At 71.2% G+C, this 22,022-nt stretch carries 17 protein-coding genes; 15 read left to right on the top strand and 2 right to left on the bottom strand.

Going from position 1 to position 22,022, the window contains the following annotated elements; all coding sequences use genetic code 11:
• Positions 1-23 precede the first annotated feature (23 nt).
• The 8 genes from AB0E19_RS31830 (at position 24) to AB0E19_RS31795 (ending at position 10,405) form a co-directional block, all read left to right on the top strand.
• Entirely contained in the window at positions 24-1,436 is a 1,413-nt protein-coding gene (locus AB0E19_RS31830) for a cytochrome P450 (protein WP_362186185.1), read from the top strand.
• The gene (locus AB0E19_RS31825; RefSeq protein WP_362186182.1) at positions 1,433-2,944 is read left to right on the top strand and encodes an aldehyde dehydrogenase family protein; all 1,512 of its coding nucleotides are present in this window, start codon (positions 1,433-1,435) and stop codon (positions 2,942-2,944) included. Before AB0E19_RS31830 ends, AB0E19_RS31825 begins: the two co-directional genes overlap by 4 nt.
• Position 2,945: 1 nt before the next feature.
• Positions 2,946-4,193: an FAD-dependent monooxygenase gene (locus AB0E19_RS31820; protein ID WP_362186179.1), complete on the top strand. Its 1,248-nt coding sequence runs from the start codon at positions 2,946-2,948 to the stop codon at positions 4,191-4,193.
• 17 nt (positions 4,194-4,210) lie between these two features.
• Entirely contained in the window at positions 4,211-5,230 is a 1,020-nt protein-coding gene (locus AB0E19_RS31815) for an NADP-dependent oxidoreductase (RefSeq protein ID WP_362186176.1), read from the top strand.
• A gap of 57 nt (positions 5,231-5,287) precedes the next feature.
• Positions 5,288-6,643 carry a monooxygenase gene (locus AB0E19_RS31810; protein WP_362186173.1) on the top strand — a complete coding sequence of 452 codons (1,356 nt, stop codon included), beginning with the start codon at positions 5,288-5,290 and terminating at the stop codon, positions 6,641-6,643.
• Between the two features lie 18 nt (positions 6,644-6,661).
• On the top strand, positions 6,662-7,468 hold the full coding sequence (locus AB0E19_RS31805) for an SDR family NAD(P)-dependent oxidoreductase (RefSeq protein ID WP_362186170.1): 807 nt from the start codon (positions 6,662-6,664) through the stop codon (positions 7,466-7,468).
• Positions 7,469-8,200: 732 nt separating this feature from the next.
• On the top strand, positions 8,201-9,355 hold the full coding sequence (locus AB0E19_RS31800) for a transposase (protein ID WP_362186167.1): 1,155 nt from the start codon (positions 8,201-8,203) through the stop codon (positions 9,353-9,355).
• Positions 9,356-9,814: 459 nt separating this feature from the next.
• Positions 9,815-10,405, top strand: a complete 591-nt coding sequence (locus AB0E19_RS31795) for a TetR/AcrR family transcriptional regulator (RefSeq protein ID WP_362186164.1) — start codon at positions 9,815-9,817, stop codon at positions 10,403-10,405.
• Here the strand turns inward: AB0E19_RS31795 and AB0E19_RS31790 are convergent.
• The gene (locus tag AB0E19_RS31790; RefSeq protein WP_362186161.1) at positions 10,394-11,020 is read right to left on the bottom strand and encodes a ScbR family autoregulator-binding transcription factor; all 627 of its coding nucleotides are present in this window, start codon (positions 11,018-11,020) and stop codon (positions 10,394-10,396) included. The two genes, AB0E19_RS31795 and AB0E19_RS31790, sit on opposite strands and share 12 nt — an antisense overlap.
• 116 nt (positions 11,021-11,136) lie before the next feature.
• Complete coding sequence (locus AB0E19_RS31785) at positions 11,137-11,919, bottom strand: response regulator transcription factor (RefSeq protein ID WP_362186158.1); 783 nt, start codon at positions 11,917-11,919, stop codon at positions 11,137-11,139.
• Between the two features lie 317 nt (positions 11,920-12,236).
• On the opposite strand from AB0E19_RS31785, the gene AB0E19_RS31780 reads away from it, so the two are divergent.
• The 7 genes from AB0E19_RS31780 to AB0E19_RS31750 all read left to right on the top strand — a co-directional run.
• Positions 12,237-13,244, top strand: a complete 1,008-nt coding sequence (locus AB0E19_RS31780; RefSeq protein ID WP_362186155.1) for a ScbA/BarX family gamma-butyrolactone biosynthesis protein — start codon at positions 12,237-12,239, stop codon at positions 13,242-13,244.
• A gap of 451 nt (positions 13,245-13,695) precedes the next feature.
• Entirely contained in the window at positions 13,696-14,919 is a 1,224-nt protein-coding gene (gene metK / locus AB0E19_RS31775) for a methionine adenosyltransferase (protein ID WP_362186152.1), read from the top strand.
• A 63-nt stretch (positions 14,920-14,982) separates the two neighbouring features.
• Positions 14,983-15,966, top strand: a complete 984-nt coding sequence (locus AB0E19_RS31770) for a carbohydrate kinase family protein (RefSeq protein WP_362186149.1) — start codon at positions 14,983-14,985, stop codon at positions 15,964-15,966.
• Positions 15,963-19,430, top strand: a complete 3,468-nt coding sequence (gene metH, locus AB0E19_RS31765) for a methionine synthase (protein WP_362186146.1) — start codon at positions 15,963-15,965, stop codon at positions 19,428-19,430. The genes AB0E19_RS31770 and metH overlap by 4 nt, the downstream gene beginning before the upstream one ends.
• The gene (gene metF, locus AB0E19_RS31760; protein ID WP_362186143.1) at positions 19,427-20,332 is read left to right on the top strand and encodes a methylenetetrahydrofolate reductase [NAD(P)H]; all 906 of its coding nucleotides are present in this window, start codon (positions 19,427-19,429) and stop codon (positions 20,330-20,332) included. The genes metH and metF overlap by 4 nt, the downstream gene beginning before the upstream one ends.
• Entirely contained in the window at positions 20,310-21,719 is a 1,410-nt protein-coding gene (gene ahcY / locus AB0E19_RS31755) for an adenosylhomocysteinase (protein ID WP_362186140.1), read from the top strand. Before metF ends, ahcY begins: the two co-directional genes overlap by 23 nt.
• A 220-nt stretch (positions 21,720-21,939) precedes the next feature.
• Positions 21,940-22,022 (top strand): biotin carboxylase N-terminal domain-containing protein (locus AB0E19_RS31750; protein WP_355335748.1); only part of this gene is annotated, 83 nt, incomplete at its 3' end.

Here is a 22,022-nt window from a genome sequence, read left to right as displayed (position 1 = left end):
CCGACCCACGAGGTGACCCCATCATGACCAGCACGTCGCGAACATCCACCGCGCGCCCGGTACCGGGCCCCCGAGGCATCCCCGTCCTGGGCAGCCTTCCGCAGTGGAAGAAGTCCACCGCCGAGTTCCTGCTGCGGGTGCAGCGCGACCACGGCGAGATCAGCCGCATCAGGCTCGGCCCCCAGGAGGTGTACCTGGTCTCCGATCCGGACGCCGTCGGCCGTGTCCTGAAGGACAACAACGGCAACTACGTCCGCGGCGCCCTCTACGAACAGTTCCGGATCGTCATGGGCGACGGACTGCTCACCACGGACGGCGACTTCTGGAAGTCCCACCGCCGAGCGGTACAGCCGGTCTTCCTGCGCAAGGCGGTCGACGCGGTCGCACCCTACGTCGTCGACGCCACCCGCGAGATGCTGGACGAGTGGGAGGAGAAGGCGCGTCGCGGCGAGCCCGTCGACCTGATCGCCGAGACCCTGCGGCTCACCCTCGTCACGCTCAGCCGCTCCCTGTTCGGCTACGACATCCGGCCGGCGGTCCCCGTCCTCAAGGACGTCGTGGACAACGTCATCGAGGTCATGTTCAAGCACGGTTCCGTCACCGAGATGCTGCCGTCCTGGGTACCGACCAAGCGCAACCGGACCATCGCACGCGACCGCAGGATCTTCACCCGCCTGGTCACCGAGATCCGCGAGCGCCACGCGGCGACCGGCGAAGGCAGGCTCATGGAACTGATCGAGGCCGCCACCGACCCGGTCACCGGAGAGCGGTGGACGGACGACGAGGTCCGCGACGAGATCCTGACCATCTACCTCGCCGGACACGAGACCACCGCCGTGGCCCTCCTCTGGACGCTGCTGTCGGTCGCGAACAACCCGTCCGTCCAGGACGAGATGGACGACGAGATCGCACGCGTCGTCGGCGACCGGGAGCCGGGCGCCGACGACATGGGGAACCTCCCCTACACCCGGCAGGTCATCGATGAGAGCCTGCGCCTGTACCCGCCGATCTGGGTCTACCCGCGCGATGCCGTCGCCGCGGACGAACTGGGCGGCTACCACGTGCCGGCCGGTTCCTCCGTGCTGCTGTCCCCCCTCGTCTCGCACCGCAACCCGCGGTACTGGGACAACCCCGAGGCCTTCGATCCGCGCCGCTTCGACCCCGAACGCGTCAAGGAACGGCCGCGCATGACGTACTTCCCGTTCGGCGCGGGCGCCCGCATGTGCATCGGGAACTTCATGGCGCTGCTGGAACTCCGCATCGCCGTCGCCATGATCAGCCAGCGGTTCCGGCTGAGCCTGCTGCCGGGCAACTTCATCAGGTACGGCGACACCTCCATCTCCCTGCGGCCGATGAGCGAGGTCCTCGTACGCCTGCACCCCCGCAGCCCGGACGGCCGCCGCGGCCAGGCACCGGCCGAGGCGGTGGGCGCATGACCGTCACCGCCCCCGGCGACCTGGTGTCGACCGACCCCCGCGACGGCCGCGTCCTGGGCCGGTATCCCGTGCACGGCACCGCCGAGGTGTCCGAACGCGTCGCCGCCGCACGGGCCGCCGCACCCGCCTGGGCCCGGCTCGGCCACGCCGGCCGCGCACGGGAGCTCGACGCCTGGCGGGGCCTCATCCTGCGCCGCGTCGGCGAACTGATCCGGCTGATCTCCGCGGAGACCGGCAAGACCAGGGCCGACGCCCAGCTGGAAGTGATCCTGGTCGCCGACCACCTGCGCTGGGCGGCCGCCCACGCCGGCCGGGTGCTGCGACCCCGCCGGGTTCCCGCCGGCATGCTCATGTTCCACCACACCGCCGGCGTCGAGCACCATCCGCTCGGTGTCGTCGGAGTCATCGCCCCGTGGAACTACCCGGCGTTCATCCCCATCGGGCCGGTCGCCCACGCCCTCGCCGCGGGAAACACCGTGGTCCTCAAACCCAGTGAGCACACGCCGGCCGTCGGCGCCTGGCTCGCCGCCACCTTCGCGGAGGCCACGGGCCGGCCCGAGGTGCTCCAGGTGGTCTTCGGCCGGGGGGAGACCGGTGCGGCGCTGTGCCGCTCCGGTGTCGACAAGGTCGCCTTCACGGGATCCACGGAGACCGGCAAGCGGGTCATGGCCGCCTGCGCCGAGAACCTGACCCCCGTCCTGCTGGAGTGCGGCGGCAAGGACGCCGTCATCGTCGACCGGGACGCGGACCTGGAGTCGGCCGCGGACGCCGTCGTCTGGGCCGGCCTCGCCAACGCCGGCCAGACCTGCGTCGGCGTGGAACGCGTCTACGTCCACCAGGACGTCGCCGACCGCTTCACCGAAGCCGTCGTCGACCGGGCGGCGGCCCTGCGCACCGGACCCGAACCCGACGCCCACATCGGCCCGATGACCACCGCGGAGCAGCCCGGCATCGTCCTGGACCACATCCGCGACGCCCTGAAGCGCGGCGGACGCGCCGTCCTCGGCGGCCCGGAGTCCGTGCGCGCCCCCTATGTGTCGCCGGTCATCCTCACCGACGTCCCCGAGGACGCGGACGTGCTCACCCGGGAGACCTTCGGCCCGGTACTCGTGATCAACCGCGTGCGCTCCGCGGCCGAGGCCGTGGACCGGGCCAACGCCTGCGCGTACGGGCTCGGCGCCGCGGTGTTCTCCCGCACCCGGGGCACCGCCATCGCCCGCCGGCTGCGCGTCGGCATGGTCTCCGTCAACTCCGTCCTTGCCTTCGCCGGGATCCCCGGCCTGCCCTTCGGCGGCACCGGCGCCTCCGGCTTCGGCCGCGTCCACGGCCCCGAAGGCCTCCGCGAGTTCACCCGCACCCACGCGGTGGCCCGGCAGTGGCTGAGGGCGCCCGTCCAGCCGCTCTCCTTCCGCCGGTCCGCCCGGACCATGAACACCCTCGTCCGCCTCGTCCGCGTCGTCCACGGCGCCGGCCGGAGCGGTCCGCGCCGGCCGCCCCGGAGCCGCTGAGATGGGAATCCCGAACGAGACCGACGTCCTGATCGTGGGCAGCGGACCGGCCGGTGCCCTGCTGGGCACCATGCTCGCCCGCCGCGGCGTCCACGTCCTCCTCGTCGACAAACAGCCCGACTTCGAACGCGACTTCCGCGGCGAGAGCCTCGCCGCCCCCTCGGTGCGGGCACTGCGCGCCCTCGGCTTCGGCGACGCGCTGGAGGCCCACGGCTACCTGAGCAGCACCGGCGTGGCGATGTGGCTGGAAGGCCGCCAGGTCTTCCACGTCGACTACCGGCGCTTCGCCATCGGCACCCTTCCCATCGAGTTCCCGCAGCCACCGCTGATCCGGATGTTCCACGAGGCGGCCACCGGCCTGCCCCAGCACGTCTTCGCCGCCGGAACCCGCTTCACCTCGCTGATCGAAGAGGACGGCGCCGTGCGCGGCGCGGTGCTGCGCGGACCGGACGGCACCGTCACCAAGGTGCGCGCGCGCCTCGTCGTCGGCGCCGACGGGCGCTTCTCGAAAGTCCGCAAGGCGGCCGGACTCGACCCGTCGGTGCTCCAGGCCGAGCGCGACCTGCTCTCCTTCCGGCTGCCCCGCCCCGACGGGTGGGAACTCCGCTCCGAACTCGTCGTGGACCGTGCCCGGCACCTCGCCGTCCTGCCGACCTACCCGGACGCCATCCGAGTCAGCCACAACCTGCCCAAACGCGGGCTCGGCGCCCTGCGCGCCGAGGGATTCGAGGCCTTCCGGGAACGCGTGGCGGCCATCGACCCCCGCCTCGCCCCCCTGATCCGCACCCACCTGCACTCCTGGGAGGACACCAGCTTCCTGGAGGTCTTCAACGCGTCGGTGGGCCAGTGGTCCCGCGACGGGCTGATCCTCGTCGGCGACGCCTCCCACACCGCGACCCCCACCCTCGGCCAGGGCGTCAACCTCGCCCTGCAGGACGTGGTGGGCCTCACCCCGCTGATCACCGCCGCCCTCACCGACGGAGCCCGGGACGGCGTCGTACGGGCCGACGTCTTCGCCGCGTTCATCGCCGCCCGCCGCGCGCACAAGGAGTTCGTCACCCGCTTCCAGCGCCGTCAGGAGGCGTCCCTCGCCCTGCACACGCCGTGGCAGACCTTCCTGCGCCGGGCCCGCATGCGGACCCTGGACGCGCTGCCCGTCAAGTACCGGGTCTTCGACCGGCTGCTGAACCAGCCCCACCCCGTGGACCCCGTCGACCTGCGCAGCTCCCCGCATCACCCTGCCCTTTGACCCCGAAGGACCCACAGATGCTCGAACCACCCGCCACCACCCGCGCCTGGCACCTCGTGGCACGCCCCGTGGGCGAGCCGTCGCCGCGGGACTTCGCCCTGCGCGAGACCCCCCTCGGCCCGCTCGACGACGGCCGGCTCCTCGTCCGCAACACCCACTTCTCCGTCGACCCCTACATGCGGGGCCGCATGGGCGACACCCCCGGCTACGCCTACTTCCCGCCCTACGCCCTCGACGAGCCGCTCGCCGGCCACGCCGTGGGCGAGGTCATCGCCTCCAAGGCCGAGGGCTTCGCCCCCGGCGACCACGTGCTGCACTTCGCGGGGTGGCGCGAGCACGGCGTCGTCCCGGCCGCCGAGGTCACCCGCGTCGACCCCCAAGCCGCCCCGCTCACCGCCTACCTGAGCGTCCTCGGCATGACCGGCCTCTCCGCCTACGCCGCCCTGTTCCACGTCGCGTCCTTCCGCGAGGGCGACACCGTCTTCGTGTCCGGCGCCGCCGGAGCCGTCGGCAGCCAGGCGGGTCAGATGGCCCGGCTCAGGGGAGCGGCCCGGGTCATCGGCTCCGCGGGCAGCGACGAGAAGGTCCGGGTGCTCGTCGAGGAGCTCGGCTTCGACGCCGCCTTCAACTACCGCACCGCACCCGTCGCCGAGCAGCTCGCCCACGCCGCGCCCGACGGCATCGACCTCTGCGTCGACACCGTCGGCGGCGACCACCTCGAAGCCGCCATCCAGACCATGAACGAGCACGGCAGGATCGCGCTGTGCGGGGCCATCGCCCAGTACAACGACGTCGAAGCGCCACCCGGGCCGCGCAACCTCGCCCAGGCCATCGGCAAGCGGCTGACCCTCCGCGGCATGATCGTCACCGACTTCCAGGACCTCCTGCCGCGCTTCACCGAGGAGGTCTCCGCCTGGGTCCGCTCCGGTGAACTCTCCTGGCGGGAAACCCATACCGACGGCATCGACGGCGCCGTGCGGGCCTTCCTCGGTCTCTTCCGCGGCGACAACCTCGGCAAAGCCCTCGTACGGCTCTGAGCCGGTGGGCTCACCGCGCGCCGGCCGGCACACGGCACCACAGAAGGAGAGGAACGCATGAGGGGCGACAGCGGCCACGCGGTCGTGATCGGAGCGTCGATGGGCGGCCTGGCCGCGGCCCGGGTGCTCGCAGGCCGGTTCGGCAAGGTGACGGTCCTGGACCGCGACACCCTGCCGGGCCGGGCGGAACCCCGGCGTGGCGTGCCGCACGGGGACCACGGGCACGCCCTGCTGCTCCGGGGCAAACAGCAGCTGGAAGAGCTCTTCCCCGGGCTTGAGGCGGACCTGCTGCGGGCCGGGGCCGTGCCGTTCGACCCCGGCCACGATCTCTCCATGCACCAGATGGGAGCAGTGCGACGCCGCTTCCACAGCACCGGCCGGGGAATCAGCCTCACCCGCGCCCTGCTGGAGACCGCCGTCCGGGCCAGGACGGCGGCCCTGGCCGGCCTGGAGATCCGGGACCGGACCACCGTACGGTCGCTCACCGGCACCCGCGGCCACGTCACCGGCGTGGAACTGGACACCGGTGAGACGCTGCGCGCCGCCCTCGTCGTCAACGCCTCGGGCCGCGGCGGGGCTCCGGCGGACCCCCTGATGAGCGGACTCGGCTGCGAGGTTCCCGAGGTCGACTCGGTCAAGGTGGACGTCGGGTACACCACCCGCCTCTACCACCGCCGTGCCGGCGAACGCCTCGCCGACGGCGGCCTGTTGCACCTGATGGCGGGCGCCGGCGGCGACAAGCGGGCCGCGGCCGTGTTCGCGGTGGAGGACGACCGGTGGATGGTCACGCTGGGCGGCTGGCACCGCGCCCACGCCCCGGTGGACCCGGCCGGATTCACCGCGTTCGCCGGCGCGCTGCCCAGCCGGGCCGTGCGCGAGATCGTGCGCGACGCCGAACCGCTGGCCGCCTCGCCGGCCCGCAGGTTCACCTTCCCGGCCGCCCGGCGGCGCCGGTACGAACGGCTGCGTACCCCGCCGTCCGGATACCTCGTCGTCGGCGACGCCCTGTGCAGCCTCAACCCGCTGTACGGGCAGGGCATGACCCTCGCCGCCCTTCAGGCGGCGGCCCTGGGCCGCGCCCTCGACCAGGACGGCGGCACGGGCGCCGCCATGGCCCGCGCCTATTTCGCCGCCGCCGCGCGTGCCATCGACGGGCCCTGGCAGATGGCGGCCGGCAACGACTTCACCCACCCGGAGACCACGGGCCCGCGCCCGCGCGGCACCCGGGTCCTCAACTGGTACACCCAGCGGGTCCTGTTGGCCAGCCACGTCTCCGCGACGGTCAACCGCACCCTCATGGACGTCCAGCAGCTCCTCGTGCCACCGACCGCCGTGCTGCGACCGCGCACGGCCTTGCGCGCGCTGACGGTGTCCCGCCGTTCGCCGGCGCGGTCCACGACCCAGCACACCTGACCGGAAGGAAGCCGAACCATGTCCGAAAAGTTGTCCGAGCCGAAGGAGTCCACCGTGCCGAAGGAGCCCATCGTGCCGGAGGAGTTCGCCGGCCGGACCGCTCTGGTCACCGGCGGGGGCTCCGGCATCGGCCGGGCCATCGCCCTGCGCCTCGCCCGGGCCGGAGCGGCCGTCGTGCTCACCGGCCGCGACCCGCGGAAGCTGGAGAAGACGGCCGGCGAGATCACCGCCGAGGGAGGCCGCGCGCTCGCCTTCAGGGCCGACGTGACCTCCTCGGACGAGGTGGCGGACTCCGTCCGTGTCGCGGTGGACACCTTCGGGGGGCTGCACCTGGCGGTCAACAACGCCGCGGTGCCCGGGCCCAAGGGCATCACCGGAGAGTTTCCTCCCGAGGAGTTCGCGCGGGTCATCGCCACGAACCTGACCGGCGTCTTCCACTGCCTGCACCACGAACTGCCCGCCATCGTCGCGTCCGGTGGCGGCGCCGTCGTCAACGTCGGGTCCATCCTGAGCGTGAAGGTACTGCCCGGGTCCCCGGCGTACACCACCGCCAAGCACGGCCTCATCGGTCTCACCAAGACCTCCGCCCTCGAATACGCCCCCCTGGGAGTGCGGATCAACGCGATCGGCCCCGGATTCGTGGACACCGACTTCCTCGTGGACTTCGACGACGAGGCCAAGCGCTACTTCAGGGACCTGCACCCGGCGGGCCGGTTCGGCACCCCGGAGGAGGTGGCGGAGCTGACCGCGTTCCTGCTGTCGGACCGGGCGTCGTTCGCCTACGGAGGCTTCCACCTCGTGGACGGCGGGTACGCCGCGGCCTGAACGAGGAGGGCAGGCGGGAGCACGGCGTGTCGGGATCTCTCACTAGCTGAGGCATGGCGGTGCCTTTCTCGTTCCGGGGACGGTCCATGAGCGACCGGGCGTGCGGGTGGGCCCGGCTGGAGACCGAAGGGTGGAGAGGTCCCCGACTGACACGTGACTTTCCGACAAGCGGAATATGAATTCCATTACGAACCTATGACTCGGGCAAGTCGGAGGTCAACGGGGCGGTGGGGATTTCGATCGATGATCGATCAATTTTGGTCATCCCTGCCGCCCGCACCGCTCTGCGCGCCGACGACGGTTGAGCCACATGTGATCATCCGTTAGGGTGCCGAACGAGCCATGGGCGAGGGCGAGTTCCTGCCGCCTCGCCGGTACGGTTCGGTTCCTCAGCCGGGTGCGGGCCCGGCTTCCGTCGCACCAGAGACCGCGACACGTCACGATTTCCGACATGCGCCCAAGCGGCCGCGGCCCGGCCCTCCTGACCGGTCGCGTCGATCGAGCACCTGTATGAGAACGGTCTTCCGGCCGCTGTCCGGCCGGCGTCCGTCAGGTGGCCGAGCCCTGGGCACGTCTTGATCACAGCGGCTGTACAGCCGTCACATCATGAGGGAGTTCGTGATCGTGCCAATCGGCGAGGACGGAACCAACGGAACCGGGCGAGAGACGTACACCGACTACCGTTCCCTGCCGGGTCCCACGGCGCAGGCGCCGCAGGACACGAGGGAGGCCGTGACGCGGTACCTGGCCCCCCAGCTGTTCGCCTCCCTGGCGCGGCGGGACCAGAGGGACAAGGGCGAACAGTATCTGCGCGGACTGTTACGGGCGCAGGGCCGCAAGTCCGTCCGCAACATCGCGGCCAACGTCGGAGGCCCCGCCGCGGAGCAGGGTCTGCACCACTTCATCAGCAGCTCCACCTGGGACTGGATGCCCGTGCGCCAGGCACTCGCCCAGTACCTCGCGCACGTGGAGGCCGCCCGGGCCTGGGTGGTGCAGCCGATATCGATCCCGAAGGCCGGCGAGCACTCCGTCGGCGTCCACCGCGGGCAGGACCCCGGTCTCGGGTCGTTCCGGGGGCAGCGCGCGTTCGGCGTGTGGCACGCCACCGGACCGCTCAACGTTCCGGTCGACTGGCGCTTGTACCTCCCGGGTTCATGGATGCGGGACGGCACCAGACGGCGCCAGGCCGACATACCCGAGACGGCCGAGGAGCAGCCCCTGGAGGACTGTGCCGCCGCGGCCTTCCTGACGCACGTGAACTCCTGGGGGTTACCGTCCCGGCCGGTCGTGCTGAATACCGAGGTCCGCGGCGTGCGGCACATCCTGGGCCGGTTCACGGACGCCGGAGTGCCGGTGATCGCACGCGTCAGCGGAGCCACGCCGTTCACGGTGGACGACCCCGGACCCTCCGTGCACGCCGGCGGCGTACTCGACGCCCTGGAGATCGTGGACTCGGCCAGGCGGCTCCGCAAACCCGTCGAGTGGACCGAGGGGACGGGAGGGCTGGACGTCCGGCGCAGTTCGCTGGCGGTCACGGTCAGGGTCGGCTGCCCCGAGCCGGCGGACCCGTCCACACCCTCCGCGGACGGTGCGCGGCCCCTCGTACTCCTGGGGGAGTGGCTGCATCCGCAGGACTGCCCGGGAGCGGTGTGGGTGACCAACATGACGACGGTTCCGGTCGACATGCTGCTGCGGCTGACGAAGCTGGGCTGCCGGGTCGAGCGGGAGTCCACCGAGGCCGGCAAGAGCGCCGGGCTCAAGGACTACGAAGGCCGCACGTTCCGCGGCTGGCACCGGCACATCACCCTGGCCTCGGCGGCGCACGCGGTCACAGCCCTGGCCGACAGGGCGGACGCCCTGGCGGACCGGGCCGCGCGTTCCGCCTGACGGCCGGGCCGGCCGCTCCGCGACGACCGTCCTGCGCGGGGCGGGGCGGGGCGGTCGAGGGGTGGTCGAGAGGTGGTGGAGGTTTTCTCGAATCCCGCTGGAGGCGGAGCAGAGGTGGGGATGGGGTGCCGGGCGGCGGGAGTTCAGTCGATGGAGGGCGGGGTGGGCGGTTCGGGGTGAGCGGGGGAGGGGTGTAAACCGACTTCCCTGTTTTGTTTTTTTGGTGAAGAGGGTCGATCGGGGGGTGGGTGGGTGACAAGTGGCCGTGATTCCGGCCAAACAATCCGGTTGCTGTGCCTGGTGGTTGGGGGGAACGGGGGAGGGCTGGCGTAGAAGAGACAGTGTTGTATGATTCCGCGTGGCTGTCACGCCCGGGGGGTTGAACATTCGACGGATGCCATGAAAAGAGGGCCCATGCAGACCCGGTCGCACCGGACCCGGCAAGCACTTGTGCGGGCCATGGCCGAGCTGGTCGCGGACGGTCCGCCCTCGGACGCGGGGCTGGTCAACGTCTGCCAGAAGGCGGGGGTGAGCAGGGGTGCGCTCTATCACCACTTCGCCTCCACCGCGATGCTGGCCGCCGCGGTCTACGAGGAAGCGCACGACCGGATCGTCGCGCTCATAGACGAGGCGTTCAGCCGGGAGCCGGCGGAGGCCTTGCGGACTTTTCTCGTCACCTTGGGCGAGTCGCTGCGCACGGATCCGATCGTGCGGGCCGGGATGAAGCTGGCGGGCGACGGGACGTTCCAGGCGCCGCGGCTGCGGGACCAGATGCTGGCCATGCTCCACGAGCGGCTCGTGCTCGCCGGGCGGCGGGCGGCGTTTCCCGTGGAGGACCTCGCCGACCTCGTCGTGCTCCTCGCCGCGGGCGTGGAGAGCCTGGGGCGCAGTGACCCCAAGTGGTGGGAGGGGCGGAGCGTCGATCGGCTGTGGCCGATGCTCCAGGCCCTGTTCGACTCCGCCGGCGGTTCCGGTGACGGTCGTGGGGCGGCGCGGGTGGGGTCGTCGGTGCCTTCGCCCGCTGGGCCCGAGCGGCCGTCAGTCCGATGAGGGCCGCGGGGCGCCCGGCGGGGGCGTGGTCCGCAGCCGGCTGATGAGGCCGGGCGTGGCCAGGCCGGGCAGGACGAAGCGCCACATGGAGCCGATCCGGTCGATGAGGTCGGCGCGGCCGTTGTAGGCCTGGTCCATGGTCTGGACGCCGGTGTAGGCGCCGACGATGAAGAGCGTCGCCTCGTCGATGTCCAGACCGGGCAGCATCTCGCCCTGGTCCATGGCCTGCCGCAGGAGGCTCCGTATGACCTCGATGGACTGCTCGTAACCGGTCTGGAACGCGGTGAACGAGGACTGCTCCACGGACAGGCGGACGCTGGCGCGGAGCGCCGGATCGCGCTGCAGCTGCTGGGCGAACCTGAGGGTCAGGTCGATCAGGCTCTGGAGCTTCACCGGCTGCTCCTCCACCTGGAGAGCGTCGATGTGCGCGTCGAGCAGGGCGAGGGCGATGGCTTCCTTCGACGGGAAGTGGTGGTAGAGCGCCCCGCGGGTGAGGCCGGCCCGCGCCAGGATGTCGGTGGTGCTCGCCGAGTCGTAACCGCGCTCGTCGAACAGCTCCGCCGCGGCGGTGAGGATGGCTTGACGCGTCCGTTGTGCCCGTTCTTGTTTGGCCATCTTCACTCTCTCGCCGCGAAAAATTTTGACATACTTGTCTGTATCTTAACGCAACGTGGTGTGGGGCTGGGGCGGGACGCAGGCTGATCGACGCTGATCGGCCTGCCCTGGCCCGCTTACGGGCATCCGAGGCGGAAGCCGATGCCCCGCACGGTGTGGATCCACTCGCTGGAGCCGAGCTTCCCCCGCAGGGTCCCGACGTGGGTGTCGATGGTACGACCCCGGGGCGACCAGGCGTCCCCCCAGACCTGGGCCATGATCTGGCGGCGCGAGATGACCGTGTCCGGCTGCGAGGCGAGCAGGAACAGCAGGTCGAACTCCTTGCGGGTCAGGTCCAGCGGCTCGTCGTCCAGCGTGGCCGTCCGCGCGTCGGCGTCGACGCGCAGGCCCTGGTGGACGGCGACGCGCGCCGGCGTGGTCTGGCGGTGGACCCGCCGCATGATGGCCTCCATCCGGGCCAGCAGCTCCCGGAACCCGTACGGCTTGACCAGGTAGTCGTCGGCCCCGGCCTGCAGGCCGAGGACGCGGTCGAGCTCGGAGTCGCGCGCCGTCACGGTGATGATCGGCGTCTCGCTGACGGTGCGGATGCCCCGGCACACTTCGAGCCCGTCGAGGTCGGGAAGGTCGAGGTCGAGCAGGACGAGGTCGGCGTCGCAGTGGGAACGCAGCGCCTGGGCGCCGTTCTTCGCACTCTGCGTCACATATCCCTGCCTGGTCAGTCCCTGGAGGAGCGTGTCGGCGTCCCGGGTGTTGGCCTCGACGACCAGGACGCGCAGTCCTTCCTGCCGGTGCGGGGTCGCCGGGGCGGCGAACTGGGGCCGGGAGGGGCCGCCCTGCGGGTGTCGGGGGCGGGGGTGCTCGGTCGGTGCGGTGAGGAGATCCACGGCCTGCCGATTCATCTGTTCCTCCTGTGGCGTGGCCGCAGCGGCTGGGGCGCTGCAGTCGGCGACGAGGACGATAACAAACAGACGTGTCTGAATGTCAAGGGGATCTCAGCCCTGCGTGTCAAGGGTTCAGTTGGGTGAATGCATGCCCTGAAGTGGCTGTGGCGTGCTAGATGGCGCCCCGACTGCGCGACGCGATCCAAAAAGCTTGGCACGTTGTTAACCAGGACCACGCAGACCTGTCTGTATGTTGGGCACGGAAGGTTAGCCGCAGCGGGGGGCGACGGCGTGCCGTAGGTGTCCCCTGCCCGCATACGACAGGAGTCCTGCACATGCCGCACTTCGCTGAGCAGTCGTCCACGGCACGGGTCATGGGAACGCGACCGGTCTCGGTGGCGGAGCAGGCCTTAACCCGGGTCCCGGCGCAGCGCCTGACGTCGACGGTCCCGCGGGAGTACGTCCACCGCGCGGCGGTCTCCGAGGTCTTCCTGACGGGGTGGGACGCGGTCGGCCCCGTCGACCCGCAGGGCGGTTCCCAGGAGTTCGTGGTTTGCGCCCAATGGCCGCGCAGCCACTCCCTGTTCGCCCGCGACGGCGAGTACCAGGACCCCCTGCTCCTGATCGAGTCGGTGAGACAGGTCGGATCCCTGCTGGCCCACGCCGAGTTCGACGTCCCCTTCGGCTACCAGTTCCTGATGCACGACATGTCCGTCTCGCTCGAACCCGAGCTGCTGCGTGCGGGAAGCACGCCCACCGAGATCGTCCTCCGCACCGAGTGCCGGGACATCGTCCGCCGCAACGGCGCGCTGGCCTCCATGGCGTACGTCGTCACCGTGGAGCGGGACGGCAGGAGACTCGGCACCGCGGAGGCCTCCTTCCGGTGCATGAGCCCACAGGTGTTCCAGCGCCTGCGCGGCGGCACACCCACCCACAGCGATCAACCGATCCCGCCGGCCGTCGAGCCGGGCCTCGTGGGGCACACCAGCCCCCGGCACGTCGTGCTCGCCGTGCCCGCGCCGGACACGGACGGCCGCTGGGAACTGCGGGTCGACACCGCTCACCCGACCTACTTCGACCACCCGGTGGACCACGTCCCGGGCATGGTCCTCCTCGAGGCCGCCCGGCAGGCCGCGCACGCGGTCAGCGGCATGCCCGACGCGCTCGTGCTCGGTCTGAAGAGCTCCTTCACCTGTTACGCCGAGTTCGAGGCGCCGTGCTGGATCGAGGCCCGGACCGTTCCGGGCGAACGGGGCGACGGCGTGCTGGTGCGGGTCGAGGGAACCCAGCGGGGCAAGCCGGTGTTCACCACCGACCTCGTCGTGGCGCCCCGGACCCGCTGATCCGTCGCCCGCCACCACGCACAGACCCGCGGCGCCGGGTACGCGCGCCACCACGCACAGACCCGCGGCGTCGGGTACACACGCCACCACGCACACGCACGCGTCAGCGCGTACGCACGCCAGGAAGCACCCGCACCCGTCGCCGAGTACGCCGTCCACTCGGGTGACGGGCGGTGCCGGCCGACGAACCCCGGCCCCCCGCGTACCGACCGCACGTGTGTGAACCGACCGTTCCGGGTCCGGTGGACGAGCCACCGGACCCGGAGCTCTTGGCAAAGATCTGACCCCGACTTGGCGGCACCGCGAACTGCCACCGGCCGCTTGCCGATCCCGACAGAGTCCTGCAACGGATCATCTGGAGGCCGGCGCCCTCCCCGAACATGCTTGAGCCGGACCCTGCTCACCGCACCGTCCCCTGTCCCACCCATGCCCCTCGTCACTCAGGAGAGCCATGTCCCGACGCCTTTTCACCTCGGAGTCCGTCACCGAGGGACATCCGGACAAGATCGCCGACCAGATCAGCGACACGATCCTCGACGCGCTTCTCACCCAGGACCCGAACGCCCGTGTCGCGGTGGAGGCGTTGGTCACCACCGGCCAGGTGCACGTCGCGGGAGAGGTGACGACCTCGGCGTACGCCGACATCGCCACCCTCGTGCGCGCGAAGATCCTGGACATCGGATACGACTCCTCCGCCAAGGGCTTCGACGGGGCGTCCTGCGGCGTCTCGGTCTCCATCGGCCAGCAGTCGCCCGACATCGCGCAGGGCGTGGACACCGCCTACGAGAAGCGCGTCGAGGGCGGCTCACCGAAGGGCGAGGGCGACGAGCTCGACAAGCAGGGCGCGGGCGACCAGGGCCTGATGTTCGGCTACGCGTCCGCCGAGACGCCCTCCCTGATGCCGCTGCCGATCGACCTGGCCCACCGGCTGTCGCGCCGCCTCACGGAGGTCCGCAAGGAGGGGATCGTCCCCTACCTGCGCCCGGACGGAAAGACCCAGGTCACCATCGCGTACGAGGACGAGCGGCCCGTCCGCCTGGACACCATCGTCGTCTCCTCCCAGCACGCCCCGGGCATCGACCTGGACTCCCTGCTCGCCCCCGACATCCGCCTCCACGTGGTGGAGCACGTGCTGGCGCAGCTCGCGGCCGACGGCATCAAGCTGGCGACCGACGACTACCGCCTCCTGGTGAACCCCACCGGAAAGTTCGAGATCGGCGGCCCCATGGGCGACGCCGGCCTCACCGGACGGAAGATCATCGTCGACACGTACGGCGGCTACGCCCGCCACGGCGGCGGCGCCTTCTCCGGCAAGGACCCGTCGAAGGTGGACCGCTCGGCCGCCTACGCCATGCGCTGGGTCGCCAAGAACGTCGTCGCCGCCGGGCTCGCCGAGCGCTGCGAGGTGCAGGTCGCGTACGCGATCGGCAAGGCCGAGCCGGTCGGCCTGTTCGTGGAGACCTTCGGCACCGCCACCGTCCCCCAGGAGGACCTGGAGCGGGCGATCGGCGAGGTCTTCGACCTGCGTCCGGCCGCGATCATCCGCGACCTCGACCTGCTGCGCCCCGTCTACGCCGCCACCGCCGCGTACGGCCACTTCGGCCGCGACGACGAAGGGTTCACCTGGGAGCGCACCGACCGGGCCGCGCAGCTGAAGGCCGCCGCAGGGCTTTGACCGTCAGGGCTTCGACGGTGACGTGCCTGACGGCCTGAGGGCCCCTATCCCAGGAGTGACGACGTGCGCATCGCGGTGACTGGATCCATCGCAACAGACCATCTCATGGTGTTCCCCGGCCGGTTCGCGGACCAGCTGGTCCCCGACCAGCTCGCCCACCTCTCGCTGTCCTTCCTCGTCGACGACCTCGAAGTACGCCGGGGCGGAGTGGCGGCCAACATCGCCTTCGGGCTCGGCAGCCTCGGCCTCACCCCCCAGCTCGTGGGATCGGTGGGCGACGACTTCGCCGAGTACGAACTCTGGCTCAAGCGGCACGGTGTCGACACCGGCGCGGTCCACGTGTCCGCGACACGGCAGACCGCCCGGTTCATGTGCCTCACCGACCAGGACGGCAACCAGATCGCCGCGTTCTACGCCGGCGCCATGGCCGAGGCCGCGGACACCGGCCTGGGCGGCATGCTGTCGGGCCCCGCCCGGCCCGACCTCGTGCTCGTCTGCCCGAACGAGCCGGCGGCCATGCTGCGCTTCACGCAGGAGTGCCGGGACCACGGGGTGCCCTTCGCGGCCGACCCCTCGCAGCAGCTGGCCCGGCTGAACGGCGAGGAGGTGCGCCGGCTCGTGGACGGCGCCGCCTGGCTGTTCACCAACGAGTACGAGAAGGCCCTGGTCCTGGAACGCCTCGGCTGTACGGAGGACGACGTGCTCGACATGGTGGGCGCCTGGGTGACCACGCTGGGGGCGGCCGGAGTCCGCATCGACCGCCGCGGCGAGGAGCCGCTCACCGTGCCCGCGGTCCCCGGGGTGCGTGCCCTCGATCCGACCGGCGCGGGCGACGCCTTCCGGGCCGGATTCCTCACCGCGCTCAGCCGCGGCCTGTCCGAACGGACGGCAGCGAGGCTGGGGTGCGTGGTCGCGGGCGCGGCCCTGGAGTCGGTGGGCTCGCAGGCGTACGAGGCCGACACCGCCCGGCTGACGGAGGTGTTCGCCGCCGCGTACGGCCAGGAGGCCGCGCGGGAGGTCGAACCGTCGTGGGGAGCGCGGTCATGACCGCGAGCCGCGTCACCGCGCTCCGCGAGGCGCTGGCCGAGCGGGTGGTCGTCGCCGACGGTGCGATGGGGACGATGCTCCAGGCCCAGGAGCCGACCCTCGCGGACTTCGAGAACCTCGAAGGCTGCAACGAGATCCTGAGCCTCACCCGGCCGGACATCGTCGCCTCGGTGCACCGCGAGTACTTCGCGGCCGGCGTCGACTGCGTCGAGACGAACACCTTCGGTGCCAACCACGCGGCCCTGGGGGAGTACGACATCGCCCACCGCGTCCACGAGCTGTCCGTGGCCGGCGCCCGCGTCGCCCGTGAGGTCGCCGACGAGTTCACGGCCGCCGACGGCCGGCAGCGCTGGGTCCTGGGCTCCATCGGCCCGGGCACCAAGCTGCCGACCCTCGGGCACGCCCCGTACACGGTGCTGCGCGACGCCTACCAGCAGAACGCCGAGGGTCTGCTCACCGGCGGCGCCGACGCGCTGATCGTGGAGACCACCCAGGACCTCCTCCAGACCAAGGCCTCCGTCATCGGCGCCCGCCGCGCCCTCGACGCCCTCGGCCACGACGTGCCGCTCATCGTCTCCGTCACGGTGGAGGCGACCGGCACGATGCTGCTCGGTTCGGAGATCGGGGCGGCGCTGACGGCCCTGGAGCCGCTCGGCATCGACATGATCGGCCTGAACTGCGCCACCGGCCCGGCCGAGATGGCCGAGCACCTGCGCTACCTCGCCCGTCACTCCCGCATCCCGCTCTCGGTGATGCCCAACGCCGGCCTTCCGGTGCTGACCTCCGACGGCGCCCACTACCCGCTGGGCCCGGCCGAGCTGGCCGACGCGCAGGAGCAGTTCGTCCGCGACTACGGCCTCTCGCTGGTGGGCGGCTGCTGCGGTACGACTCCGGATCACCTGAGGGCGATCGTGGAACGCGTACGGGGGAGGGAGCCCGCCGCGCGGGAGCCCCGGCCGGAGCCGGGCGCGGCGTCCCTGTACAGCCACGTCCCGTTCCGGCAGGACACGTCGTACCTCGCCATCGGCGAGCGGACGAACGCCAACGGGTCGAAGAAGTTCCGCGAGGCCATGCTCGACGGCCGGTGGGACGACTGCGTGGAGATGGCGCGGGACCAGATCCGCGAGGGCGCGCACATGCTCGACCTGTGCGTGGACTACGTCGGCCGCGACGGCGTCGCCGACATGGAGGAGCTGGCGGGGCGGTTCGCGACCGCCTCCACCCTGCCGATCGTGCTCGACTCCACCGAAGTGCCCGTGCTGCGGGCGGGCCTGGAGAAGATCGGCGGGCGCGCGGTCATCAACTCCGTGAACTACGAGGACGGCGACGGGCCCGAGTCCCGCTTCGTGCAGGTCACCCGCCTCGCGCAGGAGCACGGCGCGGCGCTGATCGCCCTGACCATCGACGAGGAGGGCCAGGCCCGTACCGTCGAGAACAAGGTCGCCATCGCCGAGCGGATCATCGCCGACCTGACGGACAACTGGGGGTTCAGGGAGTCGGATCTCCTCATCGACACGCTGACCTTCACCATCTGCACGGGTCAGGAGGAGTCCCGGGGCGACGGCATCGCGACGATCGAGGCGATCCGGGAGCTGAAGCGGCGCCACCCGGAGGTGCAGACGACGCTCGGGCTGTCGAACATCTCCTTCGGTCTGAACCCGGCCGCCCGCATCCTGCTGAACTCGGTCTTCCTCGACGAGTGCGTGAAGGCCGGCCTGGACTCGGCGATCGTGCACGCCTCGAAGATCCTGCCGATCGCCCGCTTCGACGAGGAGCAGGTCACCACCGCGCTCGACCTGATCTACGACCGGCGCGCGGAGGGCTACGACCCGCTGCAGAAGCTGATGGCGCTCTTCGAGGGCGCGACCGCCAAGTCCCTCAAGGCCGGCAAGGCCGAGGAGCTGGCCGCGCTGCCGCTGGAGGAGCGCCTCAAGCGGCGGATCATCGACGGCGAGAAGAACGGCCTGGAGGCCGACCTCGACGAGGCGCTCGGCCGGCGGCCGGCGCTGGAGATCGTCAACGAGGTGCTGCTCGACGGGATGAAGACGGTCGGCGAGCTGTTCGGCGCGGGGAAGATGCAGCTGCCGTTCGTGCTCCAGTCCGCCGAGGTCATGAAGACGGCGGTGGCCCACCTGGAGCCGCACATGGAGAAGTCCGACGCGGACGGCAAGGGCACCATCGTGCTCGCCACCGTGCGCGGCGACGTCCACGACATCGGCAAGAACCTCGTCGACATCATCCTCTCCAACAACGGCTACGACGTCGTCAACATCGGCATCAAGCAGCCGGTCTCCGCGATCCTCGAAGCCGCCGAGGAGCACAAGGCGGACGTCATCGGCATGTCGGGGCTTCTCGTGAAGTCCACCGTGATCATGAAGGAGAACCTGGAGGAGCTGAACACCCGGGGCCTGGCGGAGAAGTACCCCGTCATCCTCGGTGGTGCGGCCCTGACCAGGGCCTATGTCGAGCAGGACCTCCACGAGATCTACCGGGGCGAGGTCCGCTACGCCCGCGACGCCTTCGAGGGGCTGCGTCTCATGGACGCGCTCATGGCGGTGAAGCGGGGCGTTCCCGGAGCCGTGCTGCCCGAGCTGAAGCAGCGGCGGGTGCCGAAGCGGGAGGTGCCCCTGGAGGTGCGGGAGCCCGAGCCCGGCGGCCGCTCCGACGTGGCCACCGACAACCCCGTCCCCACCCCGCCGTTCTGGGGCACCCGGGTCGTCGAGGGCATCCCGCTCCAGGACTACGCCTCCTGGCTCGACGAGAGCGCGCTCTTCAAGGGCCAGTGGGGGCTGAAGGACCCCGCGTCGATCGAGTCCGAGGGGCGGCCGCGGCTGCGGGCGCTGCTCGACCGGGTCGAGCGGGAGGGCCTGGTGGAGGCGGCCGTCGTCTACGGCTGGTTCCCCTGCGTGTCCAAGGGCGAGGACCTGATCCTCCTGGACGAGCACGGGAGCGAGCGGACCCGCTTCACCTTCCCCCGCCAGGAGCGCGGGCGTCGTCTCTGCCTCGCCGACTTCCACCGGGCGGAGGAGACCGGCGAGATCGACGCCGTCGCCCTCCAGGTCGTCACGGTCGGTCCGCGGATCGGCGAGGAGACCGCCCGGCTCTTCGCCGCCGACGCCTATCGCGACTACCTCGAACTCCACGGTCTGTCCGTGCAGTTGGCGGAGGCACTGGCCGAGTACTGGCACGCGCGGGTGCGGCGCGAGTGGGGCATCGGCGGCGCGGACCCGGCGGGACTCGCCGGCATGCTCCGCACCGAGTACCAGGGCTGCCGCTACTCCCTCGGCTACCCGGCCTGCCCCGATCTGGAGGACCGGGCGAAGATCGCCGACCTGCTCCGGCCGGAGCGGATCGGGGTCGAGCTCTCGGAGGAGTACCAGCTCCACCCCGAGCAGTCGACGGACGCGATCGTCGTCCACCACCCCGAGGCGAGCTACTTCAACGCGGGAGGCCGACGCCTGTGACCCCGACACCTGTGCAGCCCACCTTCTCCTTCGAGTTCTTCCCTCCGAAGACCGACAAGGGCGAGCGGACCCTGTGGGACGCGATCCGGCGCGTGGAGGCGCTCGGGCCGGACTTCGTCTCCGTCACGTACGGCGCCGGCGGCTCCTCCCGCGAGCGGACGGTCGAGGTCACGAAGCGGATCGCCGCCGAGACCACGCTCCGGCCCGTCGCCCACCTCACCGCCGTCGGCCACTCCGTCGCCGAACTCCGGCACATCATCGGGCAGTACGCCGACGCCGGCGTCCGGGACGTGCTCGTGCTGCGCGGGGACCCGCCCGGCGACCCCATGGGCCCCTGGACCCCCCACCCCGAGGGCTTCACCTACGCCCACGAGCTGGTCGAACTCGTCCGCTCGCTGGGCGACTTCAGGATCGGCGTCGCCGCCTTCCCGGAGCGCCATCCGCGGTCGGCCGACTGGGAGAGCGAGATCCGGCACTTCGTCGCCAAGTGCGCGGCGGGCGCCGACTACGCGATCACCCAGATGTTCTTCGACCCGGAGGACTACCTGCGGCTGCGCGACCGGGTCGCCGCCGCGGGCTGCGACACCCCGATCATCCCCGAGATCATGCCGGCCACCGACGTCCGCCAGATCCGGCGCTTCGCCGAGCTGAGCGGCGCCGCCTTCCCCGAGGACCTGGCGCACCGCCTGGAGGCCGCCAAGGACGACCCGGTGCGCGGTCACCGCATCGGCGTCGAGCACGCCACCGCGATGGCCGAGCGGCTGCTCGCCGAGGGCGCGCCGGGCCTGCACTACATCACGCTCAACAAGTCGACGGCGACGGTCGAGATCCACCGCAACGTCCTGAACTCCCCTGCAACGAACCCAAGGAGCACACCGCATGTCCTCGCAGCCGCCCGCTGACTTCACCGACTTCAAGGTCGCCGACCTGTCCCTGGCCACCTTCGGCCGCAAGGAGATCACCCTCGCCGAGCACGAGATGCCCGGTCTGATGGCGATCCGCCGCGAGTACGCGGACGCCCAGCCGCTGGCGGGCGCCCGCATCACCGGCTCCCTGCACATGACGGTGCAGACCGCCGTCCTCATCGAGACGCTCGTCGCCCTCGGCGCCGAGGTCCGCTGGGTGTCCTGCAACATCTACTCCACCCAGGACCACGCGGCCGCCGCGATCGCCGCCGCCGGGATCCCGGTCTTCGCCTGGAAGGGCGAGACCCTGGAGGAGTACTGGTGGTGCACCGAGCAGGCCCTCACCTGGCCCGGCGGCGACGGCCCCAACATGATCCTCGACGACGGCGGCGACGCCACCCTCCTCGTCCACAAGGGCGTCGAGTACCGCAAGACCGGCGCGCTCCCGGAGGCGGAGAACGAGGAACTCGCCGTCGTGCGCGCCCTGCTGGAGAACAGCCCGCTGGACTGGCCGGCGCTCGCCGCCGGCATCCGGGGTGTCACGGAGGAGACCACCACGGGCGTCCACCGTCTGTACGAGATGCACCGGGACGGCCTCCTGCTCTTCCCGGCGATCAACGTGAACGACGCCGTGACGAAGTCGAAGTTCGACAACAAGTACGGCTGCCGTCACTCCCTGATCGACGGCATCAACCGCGCCACCGACGTCCTCATCGGCGGCAAGACGGCCGTCGTGTGCGGTTACGGCGACGTGGGCAAGGGGTGCGCCGAGTCGCTGCGCGGCCAGGGCGCCCGTGTCATCGTGACGGAGATCGACCCGATCTGCGCGCTGCAGGCGGCGATGGACGGCTACCAGGTGACGACCCTGGACGAGGTCGTCGAGACCGCCGACATCTTCATCACCACGACGGGCAACAAGGACATCATCATGGCGTCCGACATCGCCCGGATGAAGCACCAGGCGATCGTGGGCAACATCGGTCACTTCGACAACGAGATCGACATGGCCGGCCTGGCGAAGATCCCGGGCGTCGTCAAGGACGAGGTGAAGCCGCAGGTCCACACGTGGACCTTCGAGGACGGCAAGGTCGTCATCGTCCTGTCCGAGGGCCGTCTGCTGAACCTGGGCAACGCGACGGGTCACCCGTCCTTCGTGATGTCGAACTCCTTCGCGGACCAGACCCTGGCCCAGATCGAGCTCTTCACGAAGCCGGAGCAGTACCCGACGGACGTGTACACGCTGCCGAAGCACCTGGACGAGAAGGTCGCCCGCCTCCACCTCGACGCCCTCGGCGTCAAGCTGACGACCCTCCGCCCGGAGCAGGCCTCCTACATCGGCGTCGAGATCGAGGGCCCGTACAAGCCGGAGCACTACCGCTACTGAGTCCGCACCGCCCCCCGTCCGCGCAGGCCGGCTTCCGCGAGGAATTCGGCCTGCGCGGATTCTTTTTCCGCGTTTGACGAGGATTTGACGTTCCCCTGTCCCCGGTGGGGAAGTGTTGCGCTCTCTTGCCGATCCGGTCCCATTTCTGGAGGGCGGTCCATTGAAGCGGATATGGGGCTCCTAGGAGGCTTGTGGCTCTAAGAGAGCTGAGGGAGCCATCGTGCGCAAGGTGCTCATCGCCAACCGTGGCGAAATCGCTGTTCGTGTCGCCCGTGCCTGCCGGGATGCCGGGATCGCGAGCGT

This window comes from Streptomyces sp. NPDC047974 (assembly GCF_040653375.1).
In the GTDB taxonomy this organism is placed as follows: domain Bacteria; phylum Actinomycetota; class Actinomycetes; order Streptomycetales; family Streptomycetaceae; genus Streptomyces.
The sequence above is the reverse complement of the archived record's forward strand: the minus strand, read 5'-3'. Positions and strand labels throughout refer to the sequence as shown.